Origin of the sequence: Biostraticola tofi (assembly GCF_004343195.1) — a bacterium.
Taxonomy (GTDB): Bacteria; Pseudomonadota; Gammaproteobacteria; order Enterobacterales; family Enterobacteriaceae; genus Biostraticola; species Biostraticola tofi.
Window position 1 is genome coordinate 508092 of record NZ_SMCR01000003.1, and the last position, 15856, is coordinate 523947.

The window sequence follows — 15856 nt, forward strand, 5'->3', positions numbered from 1 at the left end:
TGTTGGCAACCCTACAATATGCCAGCACCGTACCCCAATCCACCATGCTTCGGGGCACATAACAATGAAACAGCGAAAGATAGGATTACATCATTATCTGGCGTACGGCTCGGGAGACTTTCTCGGCGCTGGCACGGCAGTGTTAACCTCGGCCTGGCTGCTCTATTTCTATACCAGCTTTTGCGGGCTGACACCCATCGAAGCGACCATGATCTTTGCCTGCGCACGCGTGCTCGATGCAGTGGTAAGCCCGCTGATGGGCTATGTGAGCGACAACTTTGGCGGCACCTGGCTGGGGCGGCGCTTTGGCCGACGAAAATTCTTTATCTTACTGGGTATTCCTTCCATATTCAGCTACAGCATTATGTGGGTTGGAGACATGGGTTTCTGGTATTACCTGCTCACCTACCTGCTGTTTGATATCGTCTATACCATGATTCTGGTGCCCTATGAAACATTGGTACCTGAAATGACAGATGACTTTAAGCACAAGTCGAAATTCTCCGGGGCGCGCATCGCCATGGGACAGCTTTCAGCCATACTTGCAGCCTTTCTGCCGGGCGTTTTTCTGTCGCATTTCGGCAAAGACAATCCGCTGTCTTTCTTTTACGCAAGCCTGGTTCTGGCTGTGATTTGTGCCATTGTCCTGACGTTGGTCTACTGCTTTACCTGGGAACGGCCTTCAGAGCTGAAATCTGAAGCAGAGCGCCAGCAGGCGCGGGGCGATGAAAGCCTGACGCTGGGCGCTCGCCTCAAACGCCTGCGGATCGAATTGACCTCCACTTTTCGCATCAAGATTTTCCGCCAGCACCTGGGGTTATACCTCGGCGGCTATATCGCGCAGGATGTGTTCAATGCCGTGTTCACCTATTACGTCGTGTTTGTGCTTATGCAGACGGCGCAAACCGCATCAAACTTAATGGGCGTGATGGCAATCCTGCAGTTCGTTGCGGTCATTGGCATGATCCCACTGTGTATCCGCTTTGGGCCGGCACCGGCCTATCGCGTTGTGGTGGTGCTGTTTGGCCTGGCATCCGTCTCGTTTGCCCTGGTCTACTACGCAGGAATGAGCGATGTTTATTCGCTGCTCCTGTTTATTTCCGCCGTGGCTGGGCTGGGGCGTGGCGGGATCAACTATATTCCCTGGAATATCTACACCTATATTTCTGATGTGGATGAGACCATTACCGCTCAGCGGCGTGAGGGCATATTCGCCGGCGTAATGACTATGACGCGCAAAGCCTCGCAGGCGGGGGCTGTCATGCTGGTAGGGATCATCATGCAGCTGTCCGGTTTCGTGTCGGGCAAGAGCGTGCAGGATCCACAGGTCAGCCACACCATCTTGCAGATACTGAGCTTTGGTACCCTGGGGGTATTGGCTATCGGATTTCTGATTTCTCTGAAATTCAAGCTTAATTTGCAGAGTCATCAACTACTGCAACAGGAGAATCAGCGTATGCGCAGAGCCAATCGCCCGCTGCCGGAAAGCGTTTCGCCTGATGCGCGGGCAACATTAGAAATGCTGACCGGCATGAAATACGAATCCTTGTGGGGTAACAATAACATCGGCTATCTCAATCGCCAGAAAGCACCGCCCGTGAAAGCGAATGGAGCCCCTATACCGCCTACTTCTTCTGAAAATGACAAATATGCAGGATGACAAATATGACGATTTATCCGGTAAAACACAGCGCCTTGCTGCGCCAACAGGAACACTTTATCTGCCGTGATGCGCTTAAAGCGTTAATCCATAAGGTGACCAGTAATCTCGTTGCCATTGAAGATACCACGGGGGAATTCGCATTGCATCTGGATGACGGCCGGATTATTGACGCCAAGGGCTGGGCGGCAGGATGGGAGTGGACCCATGGCGTCGGCCTGTACGGTATTTTTCAATACTACCGGCAGACGAGCGATGAGTCGATGCGCGCTATTATTGACGACTGGTTTAAAGCCCGGCTGTCGGAGGGCACGCCGACTAAAAATGTGAATACAGTCTGCCCACTGTTAACCCTCGCATATCGCTATGAAGAAACCCGCAATCCGGCCTGGCTGCCGCTGCTGGAGCGTTGGGCCGAATGGGTGATGTACCAGATGCCGCGTACGGAAAAAGGCGGGATTCAGCACGTTGTTATTCATAAAGAAAATAACCAGCAGCTGTGGGATGACACCCTGATGATGACGGTGATGCCGCTGGCTAAGATCGGCAAACTGCTTGGGCGTCAGGAATATGTTGAAGAAGCCAAGTTTCAGTTCCTCACCCATATACAGTATCTGATGGACCGGGAAACCGGGCTGTGGTTCCATGGCTGGACGTTTGAAGGCAATCACAACTTTTCACGCGCTCGCTGGGCGAGAGGGAACAGCTGGTTGACGGTAGCTATCCCTGATTTTATCGAACTGCTGGATCTGCCGGAATACGATGCAACGCGCCGTTTTTTACTGGAAGTATTGAACAGCCAAGTCAGCGCACTGGTTCATTTGCAGGATGAAAGCGGTCTTTGGCATACACTGCTAGATGACAGCGACTCCTATCTGGAGAGCTCGGCAACCGCAGGATTTGCCTATGGCATTCTGAAGGCGGTGCGTAAACGCTATATTGATGCTGCTTATGGAAAAGTCGGGCAGAAGGCGATACGTGGCGTGATTAACTGTATCAGTGATGAAGGAGAACTTACGCAGTGTTCATTCGGTACAGAAATGGGACCCGATCTGGAGTATTACCGCCAGATCCCATTGACGTCGATGCCGTACGGGCAGGCGATGGCAATATTGTGTATGGCTGAGTATTTGCATGTTTACCTCTAAGGGCATGACGCATTTTCGTCTGGACGCTAAGCACCGTCTTAATTAGTCTGCCACTGGCATGCGGGTAGCACAACGAATACTGCCCGCACCGCATTTTCCGATGCCATTCATGATTACCTCACTAAATGAGCCGCGAGCGAGGGTGAAATACTGTCTAGATCCATTCAATATTGACTGCGAAACGAAAATTTACATCCCTGTGCCGTGAGTCGTAGAAGGGCCCCAACAATCACCACTCTGCCAGGGGATATTTCCTGTCTGGCCGACTGACACCGGACCATGACCGGCCAGGGGCCGTTCCGTTGTTGGTGCAGAAGCGCACCTGCCTGGTGCAGCGGGTGGCGAAATACGGGCATATCAGTAGGGAAACTCGCCTAATCAGCCCCCTTAAAAACTGGCACGGCGTTTGCTGCAAGATAATACCGCCATGGTCAGCCCTGGTTGATACAGGCAACGTTGCCTGCTGCGGTCTACATTCCAGCGCAGCGTTACACCGGGCGCATACAATTTATCATTGGCAAAGAAGCCCCATCGACTTAACCGGTCGGCGGGGCTTTTTTTTATTTTGGGAGCATAGTGATGGGAAAACTCAAACAATGGTTTCAGGGACCTCAGGATATTACTGAGGCTGAAGCCGTAGAGGATTACGCGGTAGGGCGGGTGCCTGCGCATTATCGCTGGCCGATTCCGGCCATTATTCTGGTGTTGCTGGGCAACTCCACTGCGATGTTCTGGTTCAGCCTCGGCGCTGATATGAGCTACCAGGTCGGCTGGCCAACGCTTTTGCTGCCGATTGCCTATCTGGTGGTGTTCGCCACCCTTATCGGCGCCTGCATTATGAGGCTGGCGAGCAGGGAGGGATTGTCGCTGAACCTGATGACCCGCGGCCTCGGTTTCGGTTATATGGGCTCGGCCTTCACCTCGCTTATCTATGCCATCAACTTTATCTTCTATTTCCTGTTTGAAGGTACCATCGTTTCCCATGCCATCGCCAATTATGCCGGCATCGCGGTTAATTCACCGGCCGGAGTGGCTATTTTTGCCGTGACCGGCCTGGCCGCTATCTGGTTTGTCTGGAAAGGCATGTCGTCGATGCAGTTCCTGCAAACCTGGGGCGTGCCGATCTTTATCCTGCTGTTTGGCTTTTGCATTTGGCAACTGACCCACCACTACCAGCCGATCGGTTTCTCCGGCTGGCATGCAAAAAGCGACGTCGACAGCAACGCCCTGTGGTTGGTCATGAATATGGCCAATGGCCAGATTGTGTTCCAGGGACTGATGGCGACTGATTACGGCCGCTTTGCCAAACCCGGGGTGACGCATAAGGGTACCGCTACCATTATGCTGGGAATGTTGATGCCGATCGTGGTGGTGATGCTGTTCGGCGCCTTTATGGCCTACACCCTGATGCCGAATATCAAACAAGGCGATGCTTGGTCGCTGGCGTTGGATCCGGGTTTTGTGTTCCCGCTGATTATTGGCCTGACCGGCGTGCTGTTCGCCATCATTACCCAGATCCGCATCAACGTGCTCAACCTTTACTCCGGTTCGATTGCGCTGTCCAATACCATGGATATGGCCTTTAACTATCGCCCGGGTCGGCAATGGTGGATGGTGCTGGTCTGGGCATTGGGCGTCATCTTCTATGTGTTTAATGTCCTGCAGTATACCGGCACGTTTCTCTCGATAACCGGCATTCTGACCAATACCTGGGTATTTATCATCCTGGCTGATTACTTTATCTGCCGCAAATTATTCAAACTGGCGCCTAGCGACTTTATCGAATATCGCAAAGAGTATCTGCGGATGTGGAATCCCTCAGGCACTATCGCTTTGGTCATGGCGGTCGCGGTGGGTGCGGCGGGCGTGCTGGGGCTTTACCCGATGGTATACGCCTCCTTTATCGCCATGCTGGTGGGCCCGATAATCCATGTGATCCTAAGCGTCGCCACCCGCGGCCAGTACTATTTCAACACCTTCCCGCTGGATATGCCGACCGATTGGCGTCCTTCAGACGCGTACAGCGGCCCCAAGCCGCAATTCGCCCCACAACTTAACAAGGAAGCTGAATAATGACCGGGACACCCTTGCAGGTAGCGGCCATCCAGTTTGAGCCGACGCAGTTTCAAAAAGAGGATAATGTTCGCCAGTTGCTGATACTGGCCGCAGAGGCGGCCAAAGGCGGCGCCCGGCTGATTGTGATGCCGGAAATGGCCACCACCGGTTATTGCTGGCGCGACCGGCAGGAAGTAGCGCCTTATGTGGAAAGCGTCGATGGCGAGACCTGCCAGCGTTTCTGCGCCCTGGCGCGCGAGCATCACTGTTATCTGGTGGTGGGCATGCCGGAAGAAGATAGCCACACCGGCCTTTATTACAACAGTGCGGTACTGATCGGCCCTGCGGGGATCATTGGCGTGCACCGCAAGACCCATCCCTATATTTCGGAACCTAAATGGGCGGCCAATGGCGACCTGGGGCATCAGGTGTTTGCCACGCCGATCGGCAATATTGCCTTGCTGATTTGCATGGATATCCACTTTATAGAAACCGCGCGCCTGGCGGCGGTCGGTGGTGCGCAGATTATCTGTCATATCAGCAATTGGCTGGCTGAGCGTACCCCGTCGCCTTACTGGCTGACTCGCGCCTGGGAGAATGGCTGTGCGCTGGTTGAAAGCAACCGCTGGGGCTGGGAGCGCACAGTACAGTTCAGTGGCGGCAGCTGTGTGGTGGACAGTGACGGCCGGCTGTTGGCGGCCCGTGATGACGGCGACGGCATTGTGGCGGCCACTATCACGCTGACGCCGCATAATGTGGCGCTGCAAAAGCGTCGCCCTGAGCTTTACCAGCGCCTGATGACCAACACCTTCAGCTGGAATCCCGGCGATTTTTTTGGCCTGTACGGATTGGAACCATTGCCCCGGGGAAAGCGGTCTGCGGTGGCTGTAGCCCAGTTTACCCCACTGCCCGAGCCGCAACTCAATCTGCGTAAGATGCGTGAATTTGCCCAGGCGGCCAAAGCCAATGGCGCCGAGCTGGTGGTGTTTCCTGAAAAGGCATTAACCGGGGGCGATGGATCTGAACAGGCCATCAGCGCCGACCATCCGGCGATCGCCGCGTTTTTGCAGTTGGCAATGGAACTGGATCTGGCCTTGCTGACCGGCTGGATCGAGCAGGAAGGGGATGTTTATTACAACAGCGCCCTGCTGGTCGGCACGCAAGGGATCATTGCCCATTATCGCCAGATCCACCTTAACCGTGCCGATAGGCTGTGGGCGACGGCGGGTGAACGCTGGGTCAGCGCCGATCTCCCTTGCGGCCGGATCGGTTTGCTGTTGGGAGAGGATTTGCTGATGCCGGAATCCGGCCGCATTCTGGCGCTGGAGGGCTGCGATGTGATTGCCTGCCCGGCGTCGCTTGCTGAACCCTTGCCGCTGGCCCACCGTGGCACCGTGATTCGCCACAACTACCCGATCCCCACCGGCGCCGACCCGTTGCACTGCCTGCTGCCGCGAGTGCGAGCAGGTGAGAATAACGTGTGGCTGGCGTTTGCCAACAGCTGCGACCCAGAGCACGGCAGTTTTGGCATCAGCGGCATTTATGGCCCGGATACCTTCGCATTCCCACGCTCGGAAGCTAAAGTCATGCAAACTGAAGGAATGGCCACCCTGACGATTGATACCGGCGACAGCAGCGTGCCTTACCCGACCCATGTGGTGCGGCGAAAAGATCTGGTATTGATGCGTCAACCGCACTATTACTCGGCACTGGTGGTCAACTCCCGACATGACGTCAGGTAACGGTGGCCTGCGGGCCATTTTTAAGGGTGAATCGATGCAATCAAGCGGCACTGCCAATGATAAAAAAACAGTCATTCCGGTCGGCATTCTCTATTCGGTTTCCGGTGATTACGGCGTCATTGGCCGTGAAATGCTGAATGGCATTCTGTTGTCTGTCGAGGAGGTCAATGCCAATCCGGCGTTTAACTTTACCCTGGCGCCGATCGTCTACGATCCCGGCGGGTCATTGGATAAGTATTTCGACTATTGCCACGACCTGCTCTATCGCCATGGCGTGCGTCATATTGTCGGCTGCTATACTTCCGCCTCACGGAAAATAATACTGCCGCTGGTCGAAGGCGCTAATGCGTTGCTCTGGCACCCGGCGCGCTATGAGGGTTTCGAAAGCAGCAATAACGTCATTTATCTGGGCGCGGCGCCCAATCAGCATGTGATTCCGATGCTGAGCTGGCTATTGGAACACCACCCGCCGCAGATTTATCATGTCGGTTCCAATTATGTCTGGTCCTGGGAAATTGATCGCATCACCCGTGAAGTGATTGAACCGGTGGGGGGAGAACTGGTGGCCAGCCAGTTGCTGCCGCTGGGTGAAACCGACGTACAGTCTATCATCGACGATATCGTGGCCAAGCGGCCCAAGGTGGTGCTGGCAACGTTGGTAGGGATTTCCGCCTATCGTTTCTATCACGCCTGGCATGCCGCCGCCCAGCAGCATCCATTCCTGGCCACAGATACCTTGGTCAAGCTCAGCCTGACGCTCTGTGAACCCGAGGTCGCGTTGATTGGCGCCGCGGCGCTGGAAGGTTATCTGGTCTCATCAGCCTGGTTCCAGTCGATCGACACACCGCAGAACCAGCAATTCCTCAGTCGCTATCGCCAGCGTTTCGGCGACCACAGTTCGCCCTCGGTGGACTCGCAGGCCGCCTGGCTGGCCGGGCAATTTCTGGCTCGCGCCATCGGCAACTGCGGCAGCGACGATGTCGCCCAGGTGCGTACCGCCGTGTGGCAGGATGAGATCGATGGCCCGGCGGGAAAAGTACGCATCGATGCCGACAATAATCATGCCTGGTTAACGCCTCATATGGCGCGCTGTGAGCAGGGTGTGCTGAAAACCTTCTGGCAGGCGCCGATGCCGGTGAAACCGGATCCCTGGTTAACCTGGATCGATTTGGCCCTGGTGGCGCAAGAGGGCAGCGCTTGATGCATGATGTCAAAGTACGTATCGCTGGCTTGAAAGTCGGTGCGATTGGCTGCAATGGGCGCGACCGGCAGCATTTGCAGCAGCAGTTTGCCCGTCTCGGGGTTGCAGCCTGCTTTTACGATGATTTTCCGCCGCCGGCGGCCTTTGACGGGTTGCAGCTGATTGTGTTCGATGGCGACAACCCGCAGCTATTTCACCCCTCGCATCGTCTGCCGTGGCCTGAGTTGCCGAAAATAGTGCTGACGGCGATGGAAACGCCATCCCGCCTGCAGTGGATTATTCAACAGCAGATTTCCGGCTATCTGCGTAAACCGGTGCGCTCCGATGGGGTGATGACCGCATTGACGTTGGCGCTGGCGTTTGACGCCCGGCAGCAGGCGCTGACGGCGCAGTTGCAACAGCAGGATGAGCGCTTGAAGGCCAGGCGGTTTCTGTTTGCCGCCCAATTGTGCCTGATGCAACATTTGGCTCTGGGCGAAGAGGGGGCCTATAGGCTGTTGCGCCGTATGGCGATGCGGCAGCAGAAAACGATTGAACACTGCAGTATCGATTTGCTGGCCAATCGGCAGGGATATCTGAGGATGGCGAAGGCGTTGCTTGAGGAGCGGGATAGTTGAGTGGTCTGGAAAAGGGATCAAGGCCACTAGGGGTAATTGCCCGTTCGGCGAAGACGCCTGCCTGGCGATGCCAACCTGGTTTTGGCTGGACTGCCGGATCACTCCGGCATCTTTTGCCAGTTCGCATCTTCATGCCCGTATTTTCCGCCCCAGTCGACATCCTTGATACGCTCAAGTTGCCACTGTCCTTGGGCATGTTGAGTCAACTCATACGGCAGACCGCGGCACTGACGCAAACGCAGGTCTACCTGTAAGCCGAACTGGTAGTAATGGCCTTTCTGCGGCACAAAACTCATCGCGCTGCTGCAACGGTTATTGCTGCCGCTATACACCAGGCCAATACGCGTTTTTCTTCCTGCGATCACCGGGGATTCGTAATAATCGCTCCAGGACGATGTGTCCTGGCCACTGGCGACCGGCATGCCGGCCTCCCGGGTGTGGGTCAATATAAACTCGCTGCTACGTACCAGACCGCCCTCATGCTGCCCCTGATTCTCCTGCTGGATTGATGCACGTTCAGTACCGCCTACAATACGTACCCATGCCATAGCTGGGCTGGGGGCGGGCGGTGTGAAGAATTGATTATGGGGAAACAGGCTGCAGCCGCTGGATAGCATCAACAGCAAGGGCAGGGTGGTTTTAACCAACATACGGGAACTCCACGTCTGGGTCACGCTGTCAGCGCCAGCAGTCCCGCCACCAGCTCGCGGGCTTCTTGCTGATAGTTTTCACCCCAGCTTGCCGACCCGCCATCGGGGCGACCCTGCTCGTCCCATTCTGCCAATGCGAGGCCATTAACGATCTCCAGTTCAAACCACTGCCGCTGCCACGCGTCGGCATCCATGACCAATGCGCTGTCCTGCCATAAACATTCGGTTTGCGCGACAAAATTCGCAAAGTTAAACCCATCCTCAGCCGCACACTCTGCCAACGCGATCAATGCTGTTTTACTTAGCATAGGTAAGAGGGTACTCCTCACTCGTCGCCATAAAAACTGAGATATTAATTAATAAAACTAATTAAAACTAATTAAAACTAATTAAAACTAATTAAAACTCAATGCATAATAATTTGAACATCAATTTTTCGGCGTGTTTTTGCTGACATCCTGCTTGCCGGGGTTACATTGCTCCTGTGTACCGGGAAAATAAAATCTGCCTGCGGGGTCCGGATCCGTGCCACCAGGACACCCTCGACGACCGGTCGTATTATCTGAACGGTCGCCGTTCGAGCCATTCCCTCCATCAGCACCGTTCCCGCCATCTCCCCCATCACCGCCATTGGCGGCACTCACTGAAAAGGAAAGCACGACGAAAGCACAGATAAAAAAACGATTAATCATGATTCTGATTCCATTGTTGAGCAGTTCAGACAGTGATAGAGCGTGAATCACAACTGCAATGAGACATTTTCGGGGGGTGACTGTTGCAAGCAGATTATCCGTTTTTTCGCTCAACGCTGCACGAAATGTTTCAAGGCCAGACGAGCCAGCGATCAAGAACCGTTTTTGCATGGTCAATATCTGCGTATGGCCCAGACGGGATAGTGACATTATGGTTGCAAGCGACAGTTCATTTTCGCAACGATAGCATCTTCAGCCCTGGGTAAGGATACCTCGTCTGTCATTGCAGCAATGATGGCCGTCACTCAGTCCGATTAGCATTAACCCTATCTGGCAACGGAATAACGCTTAGCCCGGCCTGAGTTGTCTGTCGGCTTCCTGAGATTTGGCGAGCTTATTTGGCCAGGATTTCAGCTCGAACGATGTCTGCACCGGCACTTAATGCATTCAGCTTGCCCCTGGCAACTCGACGAGATAAGGGCGTCATGCCACAGTTGGTGCAAGGATAAAGTTTGTCGGCGTCGACAAACTGCAGCGCTTTACGCAGCGTATTGGCAACTTGCTCTGGTGTCTCAATGGCATTGGTGGCCACGTCAATGGCCCCAACCATCACTTTTTTACCCCGAATCAGTTCAATCAGATCCATGGGAACACGTGAATTCTGACATTCCAGGGAAATTATATCGATATTGGATTTTTGCAATTTGGGGAAAATTTCTTCATATTGTCGCCACTCTGTCCCCAGCGTTTTTTTCCAATCGGTATTGGCTTTGATGCCATAACCGTAGCAAATATGGACCGCAGTTTCACATTGCAACCCTTCGATGGCTCTTTCCAGCGCGGCAATCCCCCAGTCATTCACCTCATCAAAAAACACATTAAAAGCGGGTTCATCGAATTGGATAATATCAACGCCGGCGGCCGCTAATTCTTTGGCCTCTTGATTAAGAATTTTGGCGAATTCCCAAGCCAATTTTTCGCGACTTTTATAATGGCTATCATACAGTGTATCTATCATCGTCATGGGACCTGGTAAAGCCCATTTAATCGGTTGATCGGTTTGCTGACGTAAAAACCGGGCATCTTCAACAAAAACCGGCTTTTGACGCGTCACCGGGCCAACGACTGTCGGAACGCTCGCTTCATAGCGGTTGCGAATTTTAACCACCTCACGTTTCTCAAAATCAACGCCGCTGAGGTTCTCGATAAACGTGGTAACAAAATGCTGGCGTGTTTGCTCGCCGTCACTGACGATATCTATCCCGGCCTGTTGCTGATCGGCCAGGCACAGACGCAGCGCATCTCGCTTGCCCTCAGCTAATTCTTCATCGTGCAATTTCCAAGGCGACCAAAGCGTTTCAGGCTGTGCCAGCCAAGAGGGTTTAGGTAAACTGCCCGCCGTTGACGTGGGTAATAACTTTTTCATAAAAAATGACCTTGTTTTCGGTTAATCAAAGCACGGCATCAATAGACCATTGCTCAAGAAGCGTTTGGTAGGGTTTGATAAAGTGCTCCTCAGTAAACTTTCCCTGTTCAATGGCCAATTGGCTGCGTTCTTCTCGATCATAAACAATTTGAGTAATAGAGTAATCCTGGTGATTCAAGCTAGGCTGGTAGGTTTTCCCTGCTGCTGAGTTGGCATTGTAAATCTCAGGTCGGTAAATCTTTTGAAACGTTTCCATCGTGCTGATAGTGCTCATAAGCTCGAGGTTGGTATAATCGCTAAGCAAATCACCAGAAAAATAAAATGCCAAAGGCGCAACACTGTTTGGCGGCATAAAATAGCGAGCCTGTAGTCCCATTTTTGCAAAATAGTGATCGGTCAAGGAGAGGTCATTTTGCTGATATTCTTCGCCCAACACCGGATGTTGATTATCTGTACGATAATAGATGTTTTTGCTTGACACGCTTAGGCATATAACTGGTTGTTTATTAAAGCTATTTTTGTAGGTTTCTGATTTTACGAATGACTTGAATATTTTGCCATGTATGTCGCCAAAATTATCAGGTATGCTGAATGCCGTCTGATGTTTATTATGCTCTGGCAGCACCACGCTAAAATCATAATCCCGCACGTAAGAGGAAAAGTTATTCCCGACAATGCCGTCTATGCGCTGGTTGATTTTCTTATCAACGATAGTCGTTTTTAATATTTCAATCGCTGGAAAGGCATCGGCATGGCCATTAATGTTGACATTCAACTCAGCGGAAATGATTTCAAGTTCGACAGAATAACGATCTCCTTTGGGGTTATCCCAGTGCGCCAGAGAATTGAACCGATTGTCAATCATTCTTAAGGTGTTGCGCAAGTTCTCCTGACGTTTATCGCCCCGGGCTAAATTAGCGAAGTTGGTCGTGATGCGAGTGTTTGCAGAAGGGTTGTAGTTCTCATCGAAAAAAATGCGCTTGATAGTAAATGTAAACTCTTTATTCATCGCAATCTGGTATCCTAATTTTTGAATGAAAACCGGGGCTTGTTGGTTGCTTCTCAGGGCTTCCCCGTTTTTTCTTGTTTCCCATTGATCAGTATTAATATTATATATAATTATTAACAGTGCATCCTTTATGCCTGAGTCAGTCATTGAGTAAAAGTGATTTAATTTCATAGAACATGAGACTTCCTCATGTTCTGCTGTGCGCTGATGAACGCTGATGAACGCTGATGAACGCTGATGAACGCTGATGAACGCTGAGGAGCGGTGAGGCCAGTGAAACCCCGGTCACAGCATATTGCAGGCTGGAGTTGATAGGATGTCGAGCGGCAACGCCCCAAGAGGCGGGTGGGAAAGCTCCTCAATCCGCTGTCGCCGGGGTGGAGAGTTTGGGCCAACAGCGCCCGTTTTAAAGCCTACAGACCTAGATCGCTTAGACTCGGGTGCTCGTCTGGACGTCTGCCTAGCGGCCAGTGGAACAGGCGTTCGGATTCTTTGATAGGCATATCGTTCACGCAGGCAAAGCGGCGCTTCATTAACCCATCCTGGTTGAATTCCCAGTTTTCATTGCCATAAGAGCGGAACCAGTTACCCGAATCATCGTGCCATTCATAGGCATATCGTACGGCGATGCGGTTGTCAGTAAATGCCCAAAGCTCTTTGATCAGTCGATAATCCAGTTCTTTCTTCCATTTCCGCTCCAGAAATGCCTGAGCTTCTGCACGGTTAGTCGCAAATTCTGCTCGGTTTCGCCAGTGGGTATCCAGAGAATAAGCCGTTGCCACTTTAGCCGGGTCGCGGCTATTCCAGCCATCTTCGGCCAGCCTGATTTTTTCAATCGCGCTTTCACGAGTGAATGGCGGTAAAGGGGGACGTATAGTCATGTGAGAAACCTCAAGCAGTGTCATGTAGACAGGTCTGTCTACTCGTGTTAATTTAGTACTGAAAAATAGCACTGTCAACACACCCGTTAACATTGTTTGACCAGGAGTTTCACTCATAATGGGTAATGAAAAAAAAGTCAGCGTAAAAGAAAAAATACTGTTAACCGCGCACGATTTATTCTATTCCACAGGTTTTAGGGCGACCGGTGTGGATAAAATCATAAAGCAGGCGAAGGTAACAAAAGTGACTTTTTATCGCCATTATCCAAGTAAAAACTTATTGATATTGGCCTATCTGCATTATCGGCATGACATATGGATCAACTGGTTTCGTCATACCCTGAGCAGCAAGCTCGATGAAAGTAAAAAACCGCTTATTGCGCTCTCTGAAACGCTTGATGAATGGTTCCGTTGCGCTACTTTCCGAGGTTGTGCATTCATTAATGCAACAGCTGAGGCTGAATCCGAGGATATCGCCCAAGAGATCAAGGTCATTTGCCGTAACCATAAATGCGAAGTGGAGCAAACGGTGGCTTCGTTGATAAGCGTGATAGAGAAGGGATTGGCGAGGGAAATAATGATGCTTATTGATGGGGCGATTATCCATGCGCAAATGGGCATGGAGGCGGATGAGGTTACCGACCGGTTAAAAAAGGGCCTGGAGAGATTACTGTCTGGCACCTGATTCGATATCCCTCTGTGGCGAGTGTGCGTCTCCTGTGACATCAATCGAGTCCACGCAGCGTTATAGAGACACTGGCTTTCAGAACGGGCAGGGATGACGGGCTTTCATCCACTCCCCGCTGATGGGATGCACAAAATGCAGTTCACTGGCGTGCAGCATCAATCGCGGCGTCTGTTCGGTGCCGGGCAGCAGGCGCCCGCCATACAGGTCGCAGCCGAGAATAGGGTGGCCCAACTGCTGGCAGTGAATGCGCAGTTGATGGGTGCGCCCGGTTTCAGGGGTTAACTGTACCCGTGTCAATGGCAGTAATGCCCCATTTTCCTGCTCTCGATAAATGCGCTCGACCACCTGATAGCGGGAGCGAGCCGGCTTGCCGTGGAGGGGGCAAATCGACATCAGCGGAAAGCGCGCCGGGTCTTTGGCAATCGCGCGGTCGATCATCCCTTCGTTGTGCTCTAAATGCCCGCAGAGCAGGGCGCTATAGATCTTGGTCACGGTGCGCTGACTGAACTGCTGGCAGAGAGCCGCATTGATAGCCTTATTACGGGCAATCACCATCAACCCGGAAGTACCGAAATCCAGACGATGGACCAGGGTGCAGCCGGGAAATAGCTGTACCAACCGATGATGTACCGAATCGATGTTTTGCGGATTTTTCCCCGAAAGGCTTAGCAGCCCGGCGGGTTTATTGATAAGCACCAGGTGGTCGTCCTGATAAACAGTCTCTATCTGATCATGGCACGGCGGAGCAATAAAGGTATCGATAATTGTAGACATCAGGCTGCCCGGCTGGGAAGTGGCAGCGGATAATAACGAATCGACGTTGATCAGGCCAGAAATGCTGGCTTGAGAATGGACTCGCACCACTGGCGAAAATGGGTAGAAGTACGGGTGTCGGCTGTCCTGACGACACCCAGATCGAGTCCTTCACCTTTCGCTCGGGCCATGGCGGCCATGCCTTCCGCCATGCCTTCAGAGAAGCCGAAACGCAGGAACTGCGCCTGGTAAGCCTCCAGCGGAATCTGCTGATAGGCGATGTCGCGACCCAGCACTTCACTCATGATCCGCGCCATGTGATTGAAAGAGATATTCTCCGGGCCCAGCACCGGCACCTCCTGCTGTCCCTGCCAGCGATCATCCAGCAGCCAGCGCGCGGCCACCTCGGCGATATCTGCTGTTGAGCAGGATGGCAGCGGCAGATCGCCGGCAATCGGTAAAAAGAACCTCCCTTGTTCGCGCAAGGGCTGCAACTGCATCAGCAGGTTGTCCATGAAGGAAGGCATGGCCAGCGCACGCAGATGTACACCCGTGGCGGCGATCAGATCGTCCATCGCCAGCGAGCCGGTCACATAGCCCGCATTCGCCGCCTGAGGGGTGCCGCGGCCCAGAGCGGTAATATCCACAACCTGAGTGATACCGCTGGTTTTTATCGCAGCGGCGGCAGGGCGGCTGAAATCCACATACGCCTGGGTAACGTCTGTTGCTTTGGGGTTGGCCGGCACCAGCCAGAACAGGCTGCGCGCGCCAGCGAAGGCACGCTGGACCGTCGCGGCATCCCCATGGCTGCCCTCTATGATGTCAACCCGTGCGCGTGTCTCCGCGGGGAGCGTTGAGGCATCGCGCGCGATGACCCGGACCGGTCGGTTTGCCGCGAGCAGGTGATTAAGCAACTGACTGCCAATCTTGCTGGTTGGCGCGGTTACCACAATCATCAGTATCTCCTTGAGGAAGTGATCGGCATCGGGCAAGCGCCCTGGCCGTCGTTTTGTTGATAAGCTAGCTTATTCCTTGGAGTGCGAACGATCCATGCTCTAGAGTACGTATTATTTTATTAATCGTTCCGCCAACCGAGCGGGTCAATGCTCGCCTACCAGACTGGCTCTTCCGGCAAAACATGCAAAGGGTTGCTTGAGGTAGGGTTTATCATGCAGGCCGGCTGTTTTTTACCGGGCGGGTTAGCAAACATACCAACATAGTGAATTCTTATATGTCGCTTCTATCATAAAGCATGTCGTAAACATCTCCTTCAATCCCCATAAAGCCTGACACTATTTCAGCGCTAAGCCTCACTATACCGGTCGGCGGCAAGT

General features: G+C 53.0%; 15 protein-coding genes. 7 read left to right on the forward strand and 8 right to left on the reverse strand.

Annotation, left to right across the window (positions count from 1 at the left end):
- The first annotated feature begins 64 nt into the window (after positions 1-64).
- The 6 genes from EDC52_RS09635 to EDC52_RS09660 all read left to right on the forward strand — a co-directional run bounded on the left by EDC52_RS09635 (position 65) and on the right by EDC52_RS09660 (position 8423).
- A complete protein-coding gene (locus tag EDC52_RS09635) occupies positions 65-1660 on the forward strand; it encodes an MFS transporter (protein ID WP_131865105.1) in 1596 nt (531 codons plus the stop codon).
- Between the two features lie 5 nt (positions 1661-1665).
- Positions 1666-2808, forward strand: a complete 1143-nt coding sequence (gene bglB / locus EDC52_RS09640; protein WP_131865106.1) for a beta-galactosidase BglB — start codon at positions 1666-1668, stop codon at positions 2806-2808.
- Between the two features lie 579 nt (positions 2809-3387).
- Complete coding sequence (locus EDC52_RS09645) at positions 3388-4881, forward strand: purine-cytosine permease family protein (RefSeq protein WP_131865107.1); 1494 nt, start codon at positions 3388-3390, stop codon at positions 4879-4881.
- The gene (locus tag EDC52_RS09650) at positions 4881-6605 is read left to right on the forward strand and encodes a nitrilase-related carbon-nitrogen hydrolase (protein WP_131865108.1); all 1725 of its coding nucleotides are present in this window, start codon (positions 4881-4883) and stop codon (positions 6603-6605) included. The genes EDC52_RS09645 and EDC52_RS09650 overlap by 1 nt, the downstream gene beginning before the upstream one ends.
- Positions 6606-6639: 34 nt before the next feature.
- Positions 6640-7806: a transporter substrate-binding domain-containing protein gene (locus tag EDC52_RS09655; RefSeq protein ID WP_131865109.1), complete on the forward strand. Its 1167-nt coding sequence runs from the start codon at positions 6640-6642 to the stop codon at positions 7804-7806.
- Positions 7806-8423 (forward strand): ANTAR domain-containing response regulator, encoded by a 618-nt coding sequence (locus EDC52_RS09660; RefSeq protein ID WP_131865110.1) that lies wholly within the window; start codon positions 7806-7808, stop codon positions 8421-8423. The genes EDC52_RS09655 and EDC52_RS09660 overlap by 1 nt, the downstream gene beginning before the upstream one ends.
- A gap of 98 nt (positions 8424-8521) precedes the next feature.
- On the opposite strand, the gene EDC52_RS09665 is transcribed toward EDC52_RS09660, so the two are convergent.
- From EDC52_RS09665 to EDC52_RS09690, 6 genes are all read right to left on the reverse strand, one after another.
- Entirely contained in the window at positions 8522-9073 is a 552-nt protein-coding gene (locus EDC52_RS09665) for a hypothetical protein (RefSeq protein WP_131865111.1), read from the reverse strand.
- Positions 9074-9093: 20 nt separating this feature from the next.
- Positions 9094-9381 (reverse strand): hypothetical protein, encoded by a 288-nt coding sequence (locus EDC52_RS09670; protein ID WP_131865112.1) that lies wholly within the window; start codon positions 9379-9381, stop codon positions 9094-9096.
- Between the two features lie 120 nt (positions 9382-9501).
- Positions 9502-9936, reverse strand: a complete 435-nt coding sequence (locus EDC52_RS20045; RefSeq protein WP_230467993.1) for a hypothetical protein — start codon at positions 9934-9936, stop codon at positions 9502-9504.
- A 223-nt stretch (positions 9937-10159) separates the two neighbouring features.
- Complete coding sequence (locus EDC52_RS09680) at positions 10160-11191, reverse strand: methionine synthase (protein WP_131865113.1); 1032 nt, start codon at positions 11189-11191, stop codon at positions 10160-10162.
- Between the two features lie 25 nt (positions 11192-11216).
- Positions 11217-12200: a DUF1852 domain-containing protein gene (locus EDC52_RS09685; RefSeq protein WP_131865163.1), complete on the reverse strand. Its 984-nt coding sequence runs from the start codon at positions 12198-12200 to the stop codon at positions 11217-11219.
- A gap of 413 nt (positions 12201-12613) precedes the next feature.
- A complete protein-coding gene (locus EDC52_RS09690) occupies positions 12614-13081 on the reverse strand; it encodes a nuclear transport factor 2 family protein (RefSeq protein WP_131865114.1) in 468 nt (155 codons plus the stop codon).
- 118 nt (positions 13082-13199) lie between these two features.
- On the opposite strand from EDC52_RS09690, the gene EDC52_RS09695 reads away from it, so the two are divergent.
- Entirely contained in the window at positions 13200-13766 is a 567-nt protein-coding gene (locus tag EDC52_RS09695) for a TetR/AcrR family transcriptional regulator (RefSeq protein ID WP_131865115.1), read from the forward strand.
- A 78-nt stretch (positions 13767-13844) separates the two neighbouring features.
- Here EDC52_RS09695 and EDC52_RS09700 read toward each other — a convergent pair whose 3' ends face one another.
- Positions 13845-14543 (reverse strand): RluA family pseudouridine synthase, encoded by a 699-nt coding sequence (locus EDC52_RS09700; protein ID WP_131865116.1) that lies wholly within the window; start codon positions 14541-14543, stop codon positions 13845-13847.
- Positions 14544-14593: 50 nt separating this feature from the next.
- Positions 14594-15478 carry an NmrA family NAD(P)-binding protein gene (locus EDC52_RS09705; RefSeq protein WP_131865117.1) on the reverse strand — a complete coding sequence of 295 codons (885 nt, stop codon included), beginning with the start codon at positions 15476-15478 and terminating at the stop codon, positions 14594-14596.
- Positions 15479-15856: the final 378 nt, after the last annotated feature.

Bases quoted from the DNA above. Each gene is read 5' to 3' on its own strand.
- EDC52_RS09650 (WP_131865108.1), top strand. From the start codon at position 4,881: ATGACCGGGACACCCTTGCAGGTAGCGGCCATCCAGTTTGAGCCGACG.
- EDC52_RS09700 (WP_131865116.1), bottom strand. From the start codon at position 14,543: ATGTCTACAATTATCGATACCTTTATTGCTCCGCCGTGCCATGATCAG.
- EDC52_RS09695 (WP_131865115.1), top strand. From the start codon at position 13,200: ATGGGTAATGAAAAAAAAGTCAGCGTAAAAGAAAAAATACTGTTAACC.
- EDC52_RS09655 (WP_131865109.1), top strand. From the start codon at position 6,640: ATGCAATCAAGCGGCACTGCCAATGATAAAAAAACAGTCATTCCGGTC.
- EDC52_RS09645 (WP_131865107.1), top strand. From the start codon at position 3,388: ATGGGAAAACTCAAACAATGGTTTCAGGGACCTCAGGATATTACTGAG.
- EDC52_RS09690 (WP_131865114.1), bottom strand. From the start codon at position 13,081: ATGACTATACGTCCCCCTTTACCGCCATTCACTCGTGAAAGCGCGATT.
- EDC52_RS09680 (WP_131865113.1), bottom strand. From the start codon at position 11,191: ATGAAAAAGTTATTACCCACGTCAACGGCGGGCAGTTTACCTAAACCC.
- EDC52_RS09665 (WP_131865111.1), bottom strand. From the start codon at position 9,073: ATGTTGGTTAAAACCACCCTGCCCTTGCTGTTGATGCTATCCAGCGGC.
- EDC52_RS09660 (WP_131865110.1), top strand. From the start codon at position 7,806: ATGCATGATGTCAAAGTACGTATCGCTGGCTTGAAAGTCGGTGCGATT.
- EDC52_RS09635 (WP_131865105.1), top strand. From the start codon at position 65: ATGAAACAGCGAAAGATAGGATTACATCATTATCTGGCGTACGGCTCG.
- bglB (WP_131865106.1), top strand. From the start codon at position 1,666: ATGACGATTTATCCGGTAAAACACAGCGCCTTGCTGCGCCAACAGGAA.
- EDC52_RS09705 (WP_131865117.1), bottom strand. From the start codon at position 15,478: ATGATTGTGGTAACCGCGCCAACCAGCAAGATTGGCAGTCAGTTGCTT.
- EDC52_RS09685 (WP_131865163.1), bottom strand. From the start codon at position 12,200: ATGAATAAAGAGTTTACATTTACTATCAAGCGCATTTTTTTCGATGAG.
- EDC52_RS09670 (WP_131865112.1), bottom strand. From the start codon at position 9,381: ATGCTAAGTAAAACAGCATTGATCGCGTTGGCAGAGTGTGCGGCTGAG.
- EDC52_RS20045 (WP_230467993.1), bottom strand. From the start codon at position 9,936: ATGCAAAAACGGTTCTTGATCGCTGGCTCGTCTGGCCTTGAAACATTT.